The sequence below is a fragment of the Methylophaga sp. genome (assembly GCF_965655755.1).
Lineage (GTDB): Bacteria > Pseudomonadota > Gammaproteobacteria > Nitrosococcales > Methylophagaceae > Methylophaga.
Map to the genome: position 1 here is coordinate 1 of NZ_CBFHHW010000004.1, position 16,347 is coordinate 16,347.

Here is a 16,347-nt window from a genome sequence, read left to right on the forward strand (position 1 = left end):
AAACCTTACGCAAACAAGGTCAGACTGTCATGCTGGTCGCTATTGATAAACAGGCAGCTGGTTTAATAGGCGTCGCTGACCCGATTAAAGAATCAACAAAAGAAGCGATTGATGCCATACATCAAGAAGGTATCAAGATCATCATGCTGACAGGTGATAATCGAGTCACCGCAGAAGCTGTGGCGAAGCAATTAGGTATTGATGAAATACAGGCTGATGTATTGCCTGAACAAAAAAGTCAGTTGATAAAGGATCTTCAGGCTAAAGGTCACAAAGTGGCTATGGCGGGTGATGGCATTAATGATGCGCCTGCATTAGCACAAGCTACCATAGGTATTGCGATGGGTGGTGGTACGGATGTAGCGATGGAAAGTGCTGGGATTACCCTGGTTAAGGGGGATTTACGCGGGGTTCAAAAAGCATTGAAGCTTAGCCGGGCTACGATGAGCAACATTCGTCAAAATCTGTTTTTTGCTTTCATCTATAACTCACTTGGGGTTCCGATTGCTGCCGGTGTGTTGTATCCATTCTTTGGTTTGTTGTTGTCTCCGATGATTGCAGCAGCAGCGATGAGTTTGAGCTCGGTCTCGGTGATTGCGAACGCTTTACGATTAAAACGGGTGAGGTTGTAGCCTCACCCTACTTGTCAGCCAAACCGGCCTTCGCGATAATCAGAAAAAGCCTGTTCGACCTGCTCACGGGTATTCATCACAAATGGACCACCGCGAGCCACAGGCTCATTCAATGGTTGGCCGGAAACGAGCAGAAAGGCACTTTCTGTTTCGGTCGATACATCGATCGTCGTTCCAGCCTCAAGCACGCCGAGTTGACCGGCCTGAAGAGGTCTTTGTTTAACGCCTATCGAGAGCTGGCCTTCGATAACATAAACAAAACTGTTATCCGTCTCAGGCACCTGCTGACTAAAAGCTGTTTGCGCAGGTAATTCAACATGCAGATACAAGGGATTCACATACGGATTGTCTATCACCCCGCTAGTACCCTGATCTGTTTTGCCAGCAACAACTTTAATCCTGGTACCGTTTTCATTTGTTTCTACTGGAATCGCTGCAGCCGGATGCTCTTGATATTTAGGCTCTGACAACTTTTGAGTTGCTGGTAAGTTCACCCATAATTGGAACCCCGCCAGCAATCCTTCCTCTTGTTCTGGCATTTCAGAATGCACGATACCCTTACCAGCCGTCATCCACTGCACACCGCCCGTTTCAATCACGCCCTTATTACCCGCGTTATCTTCATGACGCATTTTCCCCGCCAACATATAGGTCACCGTTTCAAAACCACGGTGAGGATGTGGCGGAAAACCAGCCAGATAGTCCTGCGGCTTGTCTGAACCAAATGCATCAAACAATAAGAATGGATCCAGCATATTGATTTGAGGTGTTCCGATGATACGTTTCAACTGTACACCGGCCCCATCGGAAACCTGTTCCCCATTTACAATTTGTCTAAGCTCGCGAGTACTCATGCTGTTTGCCTCCTAGCTGTTTTCAACGATTGTACTGAGACGTTTGGCCGCTTCAGTTTCATTTTCTGCCTGATTAATCTCATTGGCATTAACGATGGTGACATCATCAATCCCCAGAAATCCCATAACCTGTTTTAGGTAAGGTGACGCAAAGTCCATTTCACTCTCCAGCGGAACACCGCCTGAAGCGATAACCAGATAAGCTTTCTTGCCTTTCAAAAGACCCTCGGGCCCATCCTCAGTGTACCGAAAGGTAACCTTCGCTCTTGCCACCTGGTCAATCCAGGCTTTTAACACTGCTGGCACAGTAAAATTATAGATAGGCGATGCAATCACTATATGACTTGCCTGTTTTAACTCATCAATCAATTCATCAGAAAAGGCTAATGCAGATTTTTGTTGAGCGTTACGTTTATCAGCGTCAGTAAAATTAGCGTTAATCCACGCTTCATCAACAAATGGAATGCCCTCAACTAAATCGCGTTGAACATACGGTAGTTCGTTTTGTTGTTGGATGAGGGTTACCAGCTGACTTGAGACAGCCCGCGTTACCGATCCATCAAATCGACCACTGGAATTTATATGCAATAAGGTATTGTTCATACTGATTCTCCTTTCATTTCATGTGTTTTTTGAACGAAGGCTATCTACTGAGAATGCATCGCTACCATGTGCAACCAGCGTCAACAGACCTCCCGCAATAGCTAAATTTTTCATAAACAGGATGCTTTGCATTGAATCTGCAAAATCAAAATGAAAAAACAATGCAGCAAGCAGCGTAAAGCCAGCCAGTAACAAAGCAGCAATACGTGTCTTAAACCCGATAAATAAGGCCAGGCCTGCTAAGATTTCTGTGGCAATGACCAAAGGCAACAATTCGCCAGTGACACCCATGCTATTCATATAAGCCTGTGTCCCCTCATAGCCAGAACCCAATTTACTGACACCTGCAAGAATAAAGATGGCACTCAGTAAAACACGCCCGGAAATGCTCGAAAAAATATGTATTAAATTCACTGCTTAATCCTTGTTTGATTGACTACACAGCACATTTTATAGTTTCCATTTTTCTATTAAACAGTGTGATAATGAACTTATTGTTATCAAATAAAGAACAATAATGAATCAGCTTGAAGAAATGCAAACGTTTGTGCGTATTGTCGAGTCAGGCAGTATTACGCGTGCGGCAGAACAAATGAATACAGTTAAATCTGCCATCAGTAAACGGCTCACGGATCTGGAAAAACGGCTGGGCGTTGGTCTGCTCCAGCGTACAACACGGAAGCAAACACTGACCGATGCAGGACGGGACTTTTATCAACACTGCATCCGGATTCTGGATGATATTCACGAGGTAGAAACGTCACTCAGTAACGAACAACAGGCTCTGTCAGGCCAGATACGTCTGGCTGTGCCAATCACCTTTGGTCTGTTGCACTTAAATCCGGCCATTCGGGAATTTAATCAGAAGCACCCAGATATTCGTTTTGCCATTGAGTTTAATGATCGCCAACAAGATTTAGTCGCCGAAGGCATTGATCTGGCTATCCGAGTATCCAATCTGTCCGACTCGACTCTGATTGCCAGAAAGCTGACTTCGACTCGGCTATTAATTTGTGGCAGTCCGGCATATTTTGCTGACCACGGCACACCAGATAAAGCCGAGGATCTGTTGTATGGCCATGTCAAACTGCAATACACCAACGTCAGTAGCAGCTGGACATTAAAGGGGCATAATGGTGACACCTTATCGATCAACCTGCCGACTGTATTAACCGCTAATAATGGCCAGTTCCTTCATGACGCTGCCATTGAAGGTAAAGGTTTGATATTGTCGCCGGACTTTCTCAGCGCAGAAGCCGTGCATCAGGGCTTATTGATATCCGTATTGGAAACTAGCCTGATACAGCCTGAACTTGGCATTTATGCGGTATACCCTCAGACTCGCTATCTGTCGCGAAGGGTCAGAATGTTGATTGAATTTCTGAAAGCCTATTTTGCCATCCGCCCTGACTGGCGATGCCCTGACAGTACCTGACACAACATTACCTCACTGTCTTTTTGCCGAAAAGCGACTGTAAAGTACGGGCAAAACAAATAAGGTCAACAGCGTGGCTGTTAACAGGCCACCTACGATCACTGTAGCTAAGGGTTTCTGTATTTCAGCACCGACACCTTCGGAAAGTAGCATCGGCACTAACCCCAAAGCGGAGGTTAAAGCCGTCATCAGTACAGGTCTCAGGCGTGACACCGCACCCTCAAAGACGGCTTGTGCTTCATCCACTCCCCCATCAATCCGCTGATTAATATTCTCAACAAGCACCACCCCATTCAAAACCGCTACCCCGAAAAGTGTAATAAAACCGACGCTGCCAGGAACGGAGAGATACTGACCAGAAAAATACAACGCAAAAACACCACCGATAACAGCGAGGGGGATATTAACCAGAATCAGCATCGCTTGCCCGGCACTGCCAAATGCAAAATACAACAACACTGCAATCAGTAAAAGAGATAAAGGCACCACCAGTATCAAGCGTTTTTGTGCCCGCTGCTGACTCTCAAACTGCCCACCGATGTCGACCACATAGCCGGCCGGTAAATTGACATTCTGATTGATCGTCTGCTGAATATCCGCCACCACATTACCCATCGCTCGATTTTCCACATTGGCCTGAACCACGACACGACGTTGCACGTCATCACGGCGGATCTGCGGCGGACCCGATTCAATCGACACCTCAGCCACATCCCCCAGACGGATCCATGCCCCGTCTGCAGACAATAAGCGTAAATCAGCGATGGCTTTGGCATTATTCCGGTAGCGCTGGGCGAGCCTGACGTAGATATCATAACGTTCATTACCGTTAATGATCTGGCCGGCAGATCCGCCGCCAATGCCATCATTCACGAGATTCATTACCTCTTTCACTGACAGGCCATAACGCGATAACTGTCTGCGATCTGGTTTAATGATAAGTTGGGCTTCACCGGTAATTTGCTCCATCGCAACATCGGTAGCACCATCGACCTGTTTGACTGCGTTTTCTATGGTTTTTCCTTTCTCTGCGAGTATCGACAAATCAGGACCAAACAGTTTTATTGCCAGTTGTGACTTTACCCCCGACAGTAACTCATCAACACGGGTGGCGATGGGTTGTGAAAAGTTAAATAACAGTCCGGGAAATTGCGACAACTTTTCTGTCATTAACGCTTGTAACTGTTCACGGCTATTAGCACTTGTCCACGTATTTTCCGGTTTGAGTCCAATATAAATTTCTATATTATTCACCGGTTCTGGATCCCCCCCCAACTCAGGCCGACCTATCCGACTGAGTGCATAAATCACTTCAGGAAAATCCATCAACATTTTTTGTAACTGAGGGGCAACCGATAAGGTGGTATCAAGGCTGGCTGAAGGTGCTAAAGTAACACGCAAATTCAATGTCCCCTCCTCCAGCTGAGGGACAAACTCCGTTCCCAAACGGCTGGCTGTAATCGCCGCGACAGTCAGTAAAATTAACGCCACTGCCACCACAAGCCCTTTGGCGCGTAATGCGTGTGTTAAACAAAACTGATACAACCGCTCCAGTCCATTAACCAAGTAATTAGTGCGTTGTCTGCTCTGGGCTTTCAATAACAAACTAGCTAGGGCAGGCACAACGACAATTGCCACAAATACCGCAGCCACAACCGCTAACATGATACTGGCAGCCATGGGTTCGAACAGCTTGGCTTCCACTCCTTCAAAACTAAATAAAGGGAGAAAAACGGCCAGAATAATTGCCACAGCAAAGAAGATTGGCCGCGCCACTTCCTGTGAGGCCTCTTTCACCATTAAACCAATGCTTGAGTGAGAGCCGCGCTCAATATGTTTCAGTATGTTTTCTACCATCACCACAGAACCATCGACCAACATACCGATGGCAACAGCAATGCCCCCCAGCGACATCAGGTTGGCAGACATACCCAACCAGCTCATCAGCATTAGTGCAATGGCAATAGACACTGGAATAGAAAGCAATACCAGTAAGGTGGCACTGAGATTCATCAGAAAAAAGGCGAGAATGACCACAATCAGGATAAACGCTATGAACAACGCTTTGACTACCGTATTCACGGCTTTTTCGATCAGATCGGTTTGGTCATAGAACGATGTCAGTCGGACACCTTCTGGTAACGCCTGATTAATCAGCTCAACCTGTTTTTTCACCCCCTCTATGGTGGCTTTCGTATTAGCGCCGATACGCTTAAGCACGATGCCTGCAACCACTTCACCCAGATCTTGCACTGTCCCATCCTGCTGGCGCTGGCTCATGGTCACCGCGCCTTGACGTATTTCGCTGCCGAGTTTGACCTCTGCCACATCATCTAGCGTAATGACTGTGCCCTTAATGGTTTTAAGCGGCATTTGTCTGAGTTCTCTCAAGCCTTCGCGACCATGACTGAACCAGCCCGTGCCGCGAATAACTAGCTGCTCCTGACCACGATTCAAATACCAACCACCCGCGTTGTTATTGTTATTCTCCAGCGCCGTCATCACCTGATGCTGAGTTAATTGATAGGAAAGCAGCCGGGACGGATCCAGATTGACCTGATATTGTCGTACCTCGCCGCCAAAAGACAGGACATCGGTGACCCCATCAACCGGCATCAGCATCAGTTTGACCAGCCAGTCATTGAGGCTCCGTAATGCCATTTTGTCGATATGGGTATCGGTATCCGCAACGAGTAGGTATTGGTATATCTGTCCAAGCCCAGACGTGTTTGGCCCCATTTGCGGCGTCCCAACTCCCTCGGGTATGAGTTTCTGAGCTGCCTGAAGCCGCTCAAATACCAATTGTCGGGCAAAGTAAATGTCAGTGCCTTCCTTAAACACCACGGTAATACCTGAGAGACCGGTCTTCGAAATGGAACGTACTTCTTCCACATCCGGCAACGCGTACATAACGGCTTCTATCGGAAAGCTGATAAGCTGCTCGACTTCCTCTGCCGCCAGACCCGGAGCTTCGGTGTTAATAGCAACCTGAACATTGGACACGTCCGGAAAGGCATCCAGATTTAGGCGGGGGATCATCCGCATCGCTACCAGTGCCGTTAACAATAATAAGGCCACTACTAACAAGCGATGCGTAACCGCAGCATCAATGATTCGATTCAACATGATTAGCTCCGCTCTCAGTGATTATGGGGATCGAAACCGCCTTTGGCGATTTGAGACGCAATAAAAAAAGCACCACTGACAGCGACTTTTGTCCCGGTTTTAATACCAGCAATAGCTACTTTATCGTCATGCTGGGCCCGTCTCTCAATGTCTTGTGCTACGAAATGCCCTGGCTCCTGTAGCACGAAGATCTGCCAATGCCCTTGGTCATTTCGAATTAAGGCGGATTCTGGCACTAACAGCTGAGCATGTGTATCGGTTTTCAGGAGGACATTCACGAACATGCCGGGATGTAATTGATGCGAACTGTTGTTAACAAGCAGTCTGACCACGCGCGTACGCGTTAGCGGATCAATGGTGTGTGCCTCCTGAGCGACCGAGGCTGAAAACTGCTGGTCACCGAAAAAGATCGTTGCAGGTGTGCCGCTGGCCAGTTCGAGTTGATTGTCCGGTGATAACCGCGCTTCTACCCAGAGCTGACTTTCGTCGGCGACCTGAATAATCTCTTCGCCAGCCTGAACCTGCTGTCCCTGATTAAAGTCATCAGCCAGTACGGTTCCATTGGTTTCGGCACTCAGACTGTATTCGCCCAAATTTCGACTTTCTATGCTCAGACTCTGAATCGTTTGACGACTGAGTCCATATGCACGAAGACGCCCAACAGACGCATGATAGGCGGTTTGTGATTCTTTTATACGTTTATCACTAATGGAACCCGGACCAATGCTTTTGATCCGCTGCCAATCGGCATATCTGTCAACGTAATTTGCCTGCGCTTCAGCCACTTTATCACTGAATAAAGTCACCAGTTTCTGTCCCACTTCGACATGCTCTCCCAGAGCGACATGCCGCTTGAGCACCACGGAGTCGACACGCGGCGAAACATGGTAACTGGTATAGCCGTTTTGCTTTACCTCGCCAGCAACCAACAAGTTCGACTCCGGTAATTCAGGACGCAATGCGACTACCGTGATACCAGCATGCCTCATCTGCTCGGCCGATAGCTCAACTGACTCTTGATCATCGTGTTCGTGAGCAGCTTGCATCGCATCGGAATTGTGACTGTCGTGTCTCTGCTCCGTCGGTTCGTGGTTATACGTATCATCATGCTTATCAGCCGCATACGCTGATTGCATCGAAATTAGGCACACAATGCTGTATGCACAGAGAATGAATGTTTTCATGGTTGTTCCGTCCCTATTGTGATGGCATGGCCATCAAAAATAGACCGCTTTGAATGCGGTCAGCCTTTAGGTGAGCTCAGACTATCGGTGGACGGATTGCTGGGAGGAAAGAAACTGAGCTGACAGACACAGCGCTATGGTGCTGCACTCGGATTGACTGCAGGGTCAGTAATGCTGGAGTGGTTGAAATCAGATAGAAATGCGTGCCACCGTGACAATGGCAGCAATGCTGACAGTCATTCACTTGACTCGCCTGCATGTGTTGATGGTCGTGCTCGGTGAGGCCGTGTTCTGTCAGGTTAATCTGGTTCTGGGTCTGATGAAATTGATGAATATCCGCTTTCAACGCAACCGATTGCAGTAGCATAAGACTGACTAGCAAAATACTTAAAATATGTGTGTTGCTGTTTTGACGCATCTATTCACCTGTTGAACAACCTCTGAGGCTAACGTATACAAACAGTCATTGCAAAGTCAGCCAGATAATGTAACACCTAAACAGTATTCAATATCTCGTTTGACTCTATCAACACTAGCCATCCCTTCTTCAATGACTTCTTTAGCCCGATAGAACTCTAGTAAACCAATATCGGCTAAGCGTGGTGATAAAATAATTTCGGGTGGGTCTCCCGCCATACGGCTCCGGGTAATACGGTCCTGCGTAATATTGACCGAAGCAGCTATAGCATCTAACAAGGCGGGAGGCTCATCCTGCTCTTCCTTCTCCCCGAACAGATTACCCGTATAGTCAGTAATGATTTCACCTAACCGCCCAGTAAAGCTCTGTGGCTCTGTCTTTTCATCTCCATCCTCTTTAGTAACTGTCGCTTGCAGATGTTTACCCACAATACCGCTATTTAGATTGACCGCTATCACGACGTCCGCACCAAGGGCACGACATACGGATACTGGTACAGGATTAACCAGACCACCATCAATTAGCCAGCGATGGTTTTGCTTAATAGCAGGAAATAAGCCAGGCAGAGAAATCGAGGACCATACCGCATCAAGCATCTTGCCTTGCGTATTCCATATTTCTCTACCGGTATTAAGGTCTGTCGCCACACTGGCAAAGGGCTTATCCATTTCCTCTATGATAGTCCCGGCTTGGACTACATAATCATCGAGAAACGCTTCGAATCGCTCCTTATTAACAAAGCCTTTTAATGAACGATTAATACCAAAGTAATGGGCAGTTTGTAATTTATCCAGTTGTCTGACCCAGGTTTCGAGCTTATCCAGATTACCCGCCACATAAGCCGCGCCAACGAGCGCACCGATTGATGTACCACAGACGACATCGGGTTGAATTCCGAGTTGATGCAGGCGTTGAATTACGCCAATATGAGACCAGCCTCGCGCAGCACCACTTCCCAGTGCCAAACCAATCGACAATTTGTTTTTCATATATTAATTCACGTTAAATAATTATAATTCATGTAGATAGAGTCAACTTATAAAGTCAAATATATTATGCAAAATACCTATTTATTCGTTTACGGCACACTAATGAAAACCAGCGAACATAATATGCATCGTGTTCTTGCCGAACATAGTGAGTTTGTTTCTCATGCCTGGCTATTGGGTAAACTCTATCAAATTCATGATTACCCGGGTGTTATAGAGTCATCCTCGCCTGATGATAGAGTTTATGGCGAACTGTACCGTTTAACAAAGGCTGATCTGGTACTTCCCCAGCTAGATGACTTTGAAGAATGTAGCGCAGCCTTCCCTGAGCCACGTGAATATATTCGTAAACGAATCCTAGTTAATCTATCCCCTGAGGAAACAGAAATGGCTTGGGCCTATATATACAATCACCCAGTTTCAGACCATAAACGTATCATGAGTGGTATTTTCAAGGAAATGTAACCCAACCGATAAATAAATTTCTAAAGTTCATCAAAATCAATCCGATAGCTTAATTACGCAATGTGCGAGTAAAGAGTGATGAACGAAATACCACGTCTATATCATAACAATTTGATTCAGGTTAATACGCCGTCACAGGTCGCTCCTGCTCGTCCTATAGCAGACAAAACACAATCTGTTGGTAGCAATGAGCGTCGTAGACCTCAGGAACGTCGTAAACGCAAGAAAAAAACGGTTGTCGAGCGTCGTGTTTCATCCGATAGACGCTCTCCCAGGTTTGATGCCAAAGCCTAACTTTAGTTAATCCCCGGAAAAGTCTCTGCGTTCTCTTCAATCCATTGTATAGCGGCTTGATGACTTGTCATTTCCTGACCAGTCTCTGCCTCTTTTTGCTGTCGATAATCTTCAATGTAGCAGAGCTGTTCAACCATTCGAACAGCAAATCTGACGGATTTATCTTTAAACGCAACGCCGACAAGAAACTCATCCCCTTCCTGTTCACACCAACGAACGATACCTTCAGCGGAAAATGTTGGCCTACAGCTACTAATGTAGATATGAATACTCTTACCGACTGAGACTGCCTCGGTTGAGCGAAAACATAAACCACCTGACCCGACATCTTTAACGGGTCGTGTTCTTTGCTCTTTTCCCAGTGAAAAGTGAATAGGAATACTGCTGGGATGACGAATAAATTCTCTGGGTTCATGAATCATTACAAAAACTTAGCACAAAAACATAAACCTGTTAATCAGAATAATTTTTTCAACTTATCGTTGACTAAGCCCAAGCGCCCCACTTTCACCGCACTGCGTCTTATCCCCCTAACGGGCGCTATAAAAAAAAGATCGCCATTTTTACCTTCAATTTGTTCCGGTACGCCGACCGATTTGGCCACCCGCGCATTAGCACGCATATGGTGAAATTCGCCATGAACGGGAATCGAACAAGCAGGCTTGACCCACTCATACATTGTTTTTAACTCCTCCATCGCTGGATGCCCGGATGCATGAATTGGCATTCGGCTGTTATCGACTGTAATGACATCAATCTCCATGGCTTTAAGACGCTCAATTAAAGCTTCAATCAGTGCTTCATTTCCGGGAATTACTTTAGAGCTGAATATCACCGTGTCACCCGGTTCTAGTTGCATATCGCGAAAATTATTATGACTCAATCTATTCAGGGCGGTTCGCGGTTCTCCCTGGCTCCCTGTCGCAACCAGTAAAACAGTCTGCCTGGGTAGATAGCCCAGATGATGCGGATCAACAAACGTTTCTACCGTACTCCAATAACCGGTGCGTTTCGCGGCTGTATAGGTATTGATCAGAGAACGGCCTAATAAACCAAGATGGCGCCCTGTTTCCTGTGCGATATCAGCGATAGTACGGAGTCGTGCGATATTACTACCAAAACAGGTGACAACCACCCTGCCCGTCGCCTGCTCCACATGATGTTTGAGTCCTCGGTAGAGCGATGCTTCCGATGCCGACCAGCCAGGCACATCAGCATTGGTCGAATCACACACCATGGCATCGATATCGTATTCAGTGAGTGATTGATAATCCTGTGCCTGATAACGTTCACCCAATACTGGAGCAGCATCGAGTTTCCAATCAGCTGTGTGAAAGACTGTGCCCGCTGTTGTTGAAATAACAAGCCCAAAGGGTTCCGGGATGGAATGCGTTAAACGTATCCACTTAACATGGAATACACCGATATCCAGCTCTGCATCTCCGGCTACAACATGCACCGGGACTTTATCAATCAGTCCCTTCTCTTTAAGCTTTCGTCGGAGTATCTCTGCGGTATAGGCAGTGGTGTATATCGGACAGCGAAAGCGCTCCCAAAGATGCGGTACGGCGCCAATATGATCTTCGTGGGCATGCGTGATAATTAAGCCATCGAGCTGATCTTTGCGATCGGCTATAAATTGCGGATCAGCCATCTGTACATGAGCCCGTGTCCCATCAATAATGTCACCATCGACATCGGTCACTGACTCGAAAGTTACGCCACAGTCGACCATCAACCAACGGCCATTGTGCCCGTAGAGATTGAGGTTCATGCCTATTTCGCCGGTCCCCCCCAACGGTAAAAACCAAAAATCTGATTCGTCCGGCGTCATAATGCTTCCTGTTGTTCCAAACCACTATTATGACAAGCTTGAAAGATTCCGCACATCACAAACATTTTTTCTGACTATTTGAGGCTTGTATTAACAAGTAAGAGCAAGTCACACTACTAAGTATGAAGGTTTGATAGCTCAATATGCATAGTATAGTTATCACGAGAATGAAGGCTGATACCGCTTTCACGCGACAACAATGGTATAATCTGCCGCTGTTTTAGGATAAGTCATTGATTTTATGACTTAAGCATTTCATCTGAGGAGGCCGGATAGATGAACTCATCTAATCTGATGACAGAAGGCTTGAATCTGATGCTGGTCGGCATGGGATTCGTATTTGTATTTCTGACGGTACTGGTTTTTGTCACCGCATTAATGTCAAAAATTATCGCCAGTTACGAGAAAAATTTTGGTGTATTACCTGAAGATGGTATCCCGGCTCCCACAGCCGTTATCAGTCAGGCAATGAATGCCAAACAGCATGCCAATGATGACAAAAATATTATCTCCATTTTGTCCGCTGCTGTTCATAAATTCCGCTCACGTCATAAATAATCCATTTTTGACTAATCGGTATTTCTGTAAAACTAATTAAGGCCATTAACATGACCGAAGCAAAAAAAGCCCTTGGGATCACAGACGTAGTCCTGCGTGATGCCCACCAATCTCTCTTCGCCACAAGGCTGCGTCTCGATGACATGCTGCCAATTGCTGACAAACTGGATCAGGTAGGTTTCTGGTCTGTTGAAAGTTGGGGTGGAGCGACTTTCGATGCCTGTATCCGTTATCTGGGTGAAGATCCCTGGCACCGTATCCGTAGTCTAAAAGCAGCCATGCCAAATACCCGCCAACAAATGTTGTTACGGGGTCAAAACCTGCTGGGATATCGACACTACGCTGATGATGTCGTCAGAAAATTTGTAGAGCGTGCTGCTGTTAATGGTGTCGACGTTTTCCGTGTATTTGATGCTATGAACGATCCACGCAATCTGGAAACATCTATCAAGGCCGTTCTGGAGAATGATCGGCATGCACAAGGGACTATTGCTTACACTTTAAGTCCGGTACACAACCTGCAGTTGTGGATTGATATGGCAAAAAGAATTGAGGATATGGGTGCTCATTCTCTCGCTATTAAGGATATGGCTGGTTTGCTTAAGCCTTACGCAGCCTTTGAGCTGGTTCAGAGTCTTAAGCAAGCTATTGATATACCGATTCATATGCAGTCACATGCCACCACCGGTCTATCCACCGCGACCATTATGAAATGTGTTGAAGCTGGTATTGATAATGTTGATTCTGCTATCTCATCCATGTCGATGACCTATGGTCACTCTGCAACCGAATCGGTCGTTTCAATTTTCGAAGGTACCGATCGTGATACCGGGCTAAATATTGAATTACTGGAAGAGGTAGCCGCTTATTTCCGCCAAGTGCGTAAAAAATACGCTGCTTTTGAAGGCACGCTGCGTGGCGTCGATTCCCGTATTCTGGTGGCACAGGTGCCTGGTGGCATGCTGACCAATATGGAAAGCCAGTTACGTGAACAGAATTCATTAGACCGCATGGATGAAGTGCTAAAAGAAATTCCGCGTGTGCGTGAAGATCTCGGTTTTATTCCACTGGTTACACCTACCTCACAGATTGTGGGAACACAAGCCGTTATCAACGTGATGACTGGTGAGCGTTATAAAACGATCACGGCAGAAACCGCCGGTGTATTGAAAGGTGAATATGGCGCAGCCCCTGCTCCTTTCAACAAAGAGTTACAGCAACGCGTATTAGAAGGTGCGGAACCAATCACCTGTCGTCCCGCTGATCTGTTGGAAGCAGAAATGGATAAACTCACGACAGAGTTACTCCAAGAAGCCGACAGCGAAGGCTTTAAACTGGCGGAAGGTGAGCATCAGGTCGACGATGTACTTACCTATGCACTTTTCCCGCAAATTGGACTTAAATTCCTACAAAATCGTGGGAACCCTGATGCATTTGAGCCGGCACCATCGGATCAGCCTGCAGCGGCAGCTCCATCGACGAAAGCGGCTAGCGGTGATGAAGAGACATATACCATCAAGGTTAATGGCCAGAGTTATGTTGTTCAGGTTAACGAGGGGGGCGATATCAGTCATGTTGAGACCTCTGACAATGACACTGTTCCAGCAGCTCAACCTGCCGGAGAAGGCGAACCGGTTACAGCACCTTTGTCTGGCAATATCTGGAAGATTCAAGTTGCAAGCGGTCAGCAAGTGAAAGAAGGCGATACACTTTTGATTCTGGAAGCAATGAAAATGGAAACCCAGATCGTTGCTTTCAAATCAGGTACCGTTTCATCGATTTCTGTAAAACAGGGCGATGCCGTCAAAGTCGGCGATCAACTCGCTACCATCGCTTAAGTGAAGGATTTAATTCATGGATAAACTGATTCACCTCTGGGAAGTGACTGGTATTTATCAAATGACTGCCGGTCAAGGCGTGATGATTTTGATTGGTATGCTACTTCTGTACCTCGCTATCAAGAAAAATTTCGAACCCCTTTTATTAGTTCCGATTGGTTTTGGTGGCGTTTTGGCCAATATTCCCGGTGCAGGTCTCGCTGAAGCGGGCGGTATTTTGCATATCTTTTATACCGTGGGTATAGAAAGTGGTGCTTTCCCACTGATTATCTTTATGGGTGTCGGTGCCATGACAGACTTCGGCCCCCTGCTTGCAAACCCTAAAACCTTGTTTTTAGGTGCTGCAGCTCAATTCGGTATCTTTGCCACCTTGATGGGCGCAGTAGTGCTTTCTTATTTTGGTATTTTTGATTTCAGCCTGACTGATGCTGCTGCCATAGGTATTATCGGTGGTGCTGATGGCCCGACATCCATCTACGTAGCTAGTAAGCTGGCTCCGGAGCTTTTGGGTGCGATTGCTGTTGCATCATACTCTTACATGGCTTTGGTCCCATTAATTCAACCGCCTATCATGCGTATGTTGACCTCTGAGTCAGAACGTAAAATTAAAATGGTGCAACAACGTCACGTGTCACAACGTGAAAAGATTGTATTCCCATTACTACTATTAATCCTGGTTGCCTTTCTCCTGCCCGATGCAGCACCACTGTTGGGTATGTTCTGTTTCGGTAATCTGATGAAAGAATGTGCAGTTGTTGATCGTCTGAGTAATACCACGCAAAACTCGCTTATCAACACAGTCACCATATTCCTGGGTCTGGCAGTCGGTTCTAAACTAAGCGCAGAATCGTTCCTCGACCTGACTACACTAGGTATTCTGATTCTGGGGATGGCAGCCTTTACTATCGGCACCGCTGCGGGTGTGATTATGGCCAAGATTCTGAACAAGCTAATTAAGCAACCTATAAACCCATTAATCGGCTCTGCCGGTGTATCTGCTGTTCCAATGGCGGCCAGAGTCTCGAATAAAATGGGCCTTGAATCCGACCCACATAACTTCCTATTAATGCATGCGATGGGGCCAAACGTCGCCGGTGTTATAGGATCAGCTGTCGCTGCTGGTATATTGATTAACTACGCAGGCGTTTAGAATAATTCACCCCGCTTCGGCGGGGTTTGTTTTTTTATTCAGATCTGACTATTTGGGCTGTTGCAACACTGTCTACAGCACCTCTGATAACACAGGCATACCCAGAAATTGATGCGGTAGATTCTACTGAAGTCATCCATTGCCCTGTTCGCTGTGAATCATCAGGCGCATTCAAATTAAGATGACTCTCTTCGGCTAGGGTTTGAAGCGCTGAGACTTTCATACCTGGTTTGATTGACTCGCAGAAGTTATCAATTCTATCCGTATCCCAAACATAATAGATCGGATACAGGATCGCCAGAACAATTACCAACTGAACCAATCGAACTAAATGTTTCATATTTTGGTGCTCTAATAAGATCTAACTGGATGACTATATAGCAACTGAGATCCTAATAAGTGGGATCTGATTCAGATTTTTCTTAATAGATGGCTATAGTAATTACTTCTTCTTTTTTTGCGTAGTTATCTTTAAGCCTACCATAACTGAGTGATATACATTTGTAGTGTTAAATTTAAATATTGAGGTGTTTTTATGTCACAAACTGTTCACGTAGAACTCACGATGACTCCTGTCGAGTTGTATAAAATACTTAAATTTGAAGGAGTAGCCTCTAGCGGTGCAGAAGCCAAGTTACTTATCGAACAAGGGATGGTCTCGGTAAACGGTGAAACCGAGACCCGTAAGCGTCGTAAAATTATCGCCGGTGATAAAATCAACTTTGAAGATATTACGCTGATAATGTCAAATTGATCACCACCCCGTCAGTAAATCTTCAGCCATGGCTTTCGCTTTTCTGGCTGCGTTTTTATCGCCCTGCACCTGCGCTGTCACGATAGCACCCTCTTTAAGTAATGCCAGGTTATCCGTCAGCGTTTTTTTATCAAAGTCACCATCCAAATGATGCACCTGCTTTTCAATTAAGCCACGGACACGCTGTTTATGCTGTTGACATTGCTTATAAAT

Annotated in this window: 18 protein-coding genes and 1 pseudogene; 8 read left to right on the forward strand and 11 right to left on the reverse strand. The window is 46.2% G+C overall.

Annotated elements, in window-relative coordinates; genetic code table 11:
* Positions 1 to 632 (forward strand): HAD-IC family P-type ATPase (locus ACTF5U_RS02255; RefSeq protein WP_438970013.1); only part of this gene is annotated, 632 nt, incomplete at its 5' end.
* A 14-nt stretch (positions 633 to 646) separates the two neighbouring features.
* On the opposite strand, the gene ACTF5U_RS02260 is transcribed toward ACTF5U_RS02255, so the two are convergent.
* Genes ACTF5U_RS02260 through ACTF5U_RS02270 form a run of 3 tightly spaced genes read right to left on the reverse strand, consistent with a single transcriptional unit; the run spans position 647 to position 2,503 of the window.
* Entirely contained in the window at positions 647 to 1,486 is an 840-nt protein-coding gene (locus tag ACTF5U_RS02260) for a pirin family protein (protein WP_438970014.1), read from the reverse strand.
* A 12-nt stretch (positions 1,487 to 1,498) separates the two neighbouring features.
* A complete protein-coding gene (locus ACTF5U_RS02265) occupies positions 1,499 to 2,089 on the reverse strand; it encodes an FMN-dependent NADH-azoreductase (RefSeq protein ID WP_438970015.1) in 591 nt (196 codons plus the stop codon).
* A gap of 18 nt (positions 2,090 to 2,107) precedes the next feature.
* The gene (locus ACTF5U_RS02270) at positions 2,108 to 2,503 is read right to left on the reverse strand and encodes a DoxX family protein (RefSeq protein ID WP_438970016.1); all 396 of its coding nucleotides are present in this window, start codon (positions 2,501 to 2,503) and stop codon (positions 2,108 to 2,110) included.
* Positions 2,504 to 2,606: 103 nt separating this feature from the next.
* Here ACTF5U_RS02270 and ACTF5U_RS02275 point away from each other — a divergent pair, with 103 nt between their 5' ends.
* Positions 2,607 to 3,524 (forward strand): LysR family transcriptional regulator, encoded by a 918-nt coding sequence (locus ACTF5U_RS02275; RefSeq protein WP_438970017.1) that lies wholly within the window; start codon positions 2,607 to 2,609, stop codon positions 3,522 to 3,524.
* A gap of 12 nt (positions 3,525 to 3,536) precedes the next feature.
* Here ACTF5U_RS02275 and ACTF5U_RS02280 read toward each other — a convergent pair whose 3' ends face one another.
* The 4 genes from ACTF5U_RS02280 to ACTF5U_RS02295 form a co-directional block, all read right to left on the reverse strand.
* Positions 3,537 to 6,650 (reverse strand): efflux RND transporter permease subunit, encoded by a 3,114-nt coding sequence (locus ACTF5U_RS02280; protein WP_438970018.1) that lies wholly within the window; start codon positions 6,648 to 6,650, stop codon positions 3,537 to 3,539.
* A gap of 14 nt (positions 6,651 to 6,664) precedes the next feature.
* Positions 6,665 to 7,834 (reverse strand): efflux RND transporter periplasmic adaptor subunit, encoded by a 1,170-nt coding sequence (locus ACTF5U_RS02285; RefSeq protein ID WP_438970019.1) that lies wholly within the window; start codon positions 7,832 to 7,834, stop codon positions 6,665 to 6,667.
* A 76-nt stretch (positions 7,835 to 7,910) separates the two neighbouring features.
* Positions 7,911 to 8,252, reverse strand: coding sequence for a hypothetical protein (locus ACTF5U_RS02290; protein ID WP_438970020.1), 342 nt, complete (start codon positions 8,250 to 8,252; stop codon positions 7,911 to 7,913).
* Between the two features lie 56 nt (positions 8,253 to 8,308).
* Positions 8,309 to 9,241: a patatin-like phospholipase family protein gene (locus ACTF5U_RS02295; RefSeq protein ID WP_438970021.1), complete on the reverse strand. Its 933-nt coding sequence runs from the start codon at positions 9,239 to 9,241 to the stop codon at positions 8,309 to 8,311.
* Positions 9,242 to 9,307: 66 nt separating this feature from the next.
* Here ACTF5U_RS02295 and ACTF5U_RS02300 point away from each other — a divergent pair, with 66 nt between their 5' ends.
* Both ACTF5U_RS02300 and ACTF5U_RS02305 read left to right on the forward strand, forming a co-directional pair.
* Positions 9,308 to 9,706: a gamma-glutamylcyclotransferase family protein gene (locus ACTF5U_RS02300; protein ID WP_438970022.1), complete on the forward strand. Its 399-nt coding sequence runs from the start codon at positions 9,308 to 9,310 to the stop codon at positions 9,704 to 9,706.
* A 78-nt stretch (positions 9,707 to 9,784) separates the two neighbouring features.
* A complete protein-coding gene (locus tag ACTF5U_RS02305; protein ID WP_438970023.1) occupies positions 9,785 to 10,000 on the forward strand; it encodes a hypothetical protein in 216 nt (71 codons plus the stop codon).
* 2 nt (positions 10,001 to 10,002) lie between these two features.
* Here the strand turns inward: ACTF5U_RS02305 and ACTF5U_RS02310 are convergent, their stop codons facing one another.
* Together ACTF5U_RS02310 and ACTF5U_RS02315 are read right to left on the reverse strand one after the other, a co-directional pair.
* A complete protein-coding gene (locus ACTF5U_RS02310) occupies positions 10,003 to 10,422 on the reverse strand; it encodes a PilZ domain-containing protein (RefSeq protein WP_438970024.1) in 420 nt (139 codons plus the stop codon).
* A gap of 35 nt (positions 10,423 to 10,457) precedes the next feature.
* Positions 10,458 to 11,834, reverse strand: coding sequence for a ribonuclease J (locus ACTF5U_RS02315; RefSeq protein WP_438970025.1), 1,377 nt, complete (start codon positions 11,832 to 11,834; stop codon positions 10,458 to 10,460).
* Positions 11,835 to 12,110: 276 nt separating this feature from the next.
* Between ACTF5U_RS02315 and ACTF5U_RS02320 the strand changes: the two genes are divergently transcribed.
* From ACTF5U_RS02320 to ACTF5U_RS02330, 3 genes are read left to right on the forward strand one after another with little or no spacing between them, the layout of a single operon-like run.
* Positions 12,111 to 12,392: an OadG family protein gene (locus tag ACTF5U_RS02320; protein WP_438970026.1), complete on the forward strand. Its 282-nt coding sequence runs from the start codon at positions 12,111 to 12,113 to the stop codon at positions 12,390 to 12,392.
* A 50-nt stretch (positions 12,393 to 12,442) separates the two neighbouring features.
* Entirely contained in the window at positions 12,443 to 14,230 is a 1,788-nt protein-coding gene (oadA, locus tag ACTF5U_RS02325; protein WP_438970027.1) for a sodium-extruding oxaloacetate decarboxylase subunit alpha, read from the forward strand.
* Between the two features lie 16 nt (positions 14,231 to 14,246).
* Complete coding sequence (locus ACTF5U_RS02330; RefSeq protein WP_438970028.1) at positions 14,247 to 15,380, forward strand: sodium ion-translocating decarboxylase subunit beta; 1,134 nt, start codon at positions 14,247 to 14,249, stop codon at positions 15,378 to 15,380.
* Positions 15,381 to 15,414: 34 nt separating this feature from the next.
* Here the strand turns inward: ACTF5U_RS02330 and ACTF5U_RS02335 are convergent, their stop codons facing one another.
* Positions 15,415 to 15,720, reverse strand: coding sequence for a hypothetical protein (locus ACTF5U_RS02335; RefSeq protein WP_438970029.1), 306 nt, complete (start codon positions 15,718 to 15,720; stop codon positions 15,415 to 15,417).
* Positions 15,721 to 15,915: 195 nt separating this feature from the next.
* On the opposite strand from ACTF5U_RS02335, the gene ACTF5U_RS02340 reads away from it, so the two are divergent.
* Positions 15,916 to 16,134 (forward strand): RNA-binding S4 domain-containing protein, encoded by a 219-nt coding sequence (locus tag ACTF5U_RS02340; RefSeq protein WP_438970030.1) that lies wholly within the window; start codon positions 15,916 to 15,918, stop codon positions 16,132 to 16,134.
* On the opposite strand, the pseudogene ACTF5U_RS02345 reads toward ACTF5U_RS02340, so the two are convergent.
* Positions 16,135 to 16,347, reverse strand: a pseudogene (locus ACTF5U_RS02345) (TetR/AcrR family transcriptional regulator); the annotation flags it as partial. It abuts the gene before it with no gap.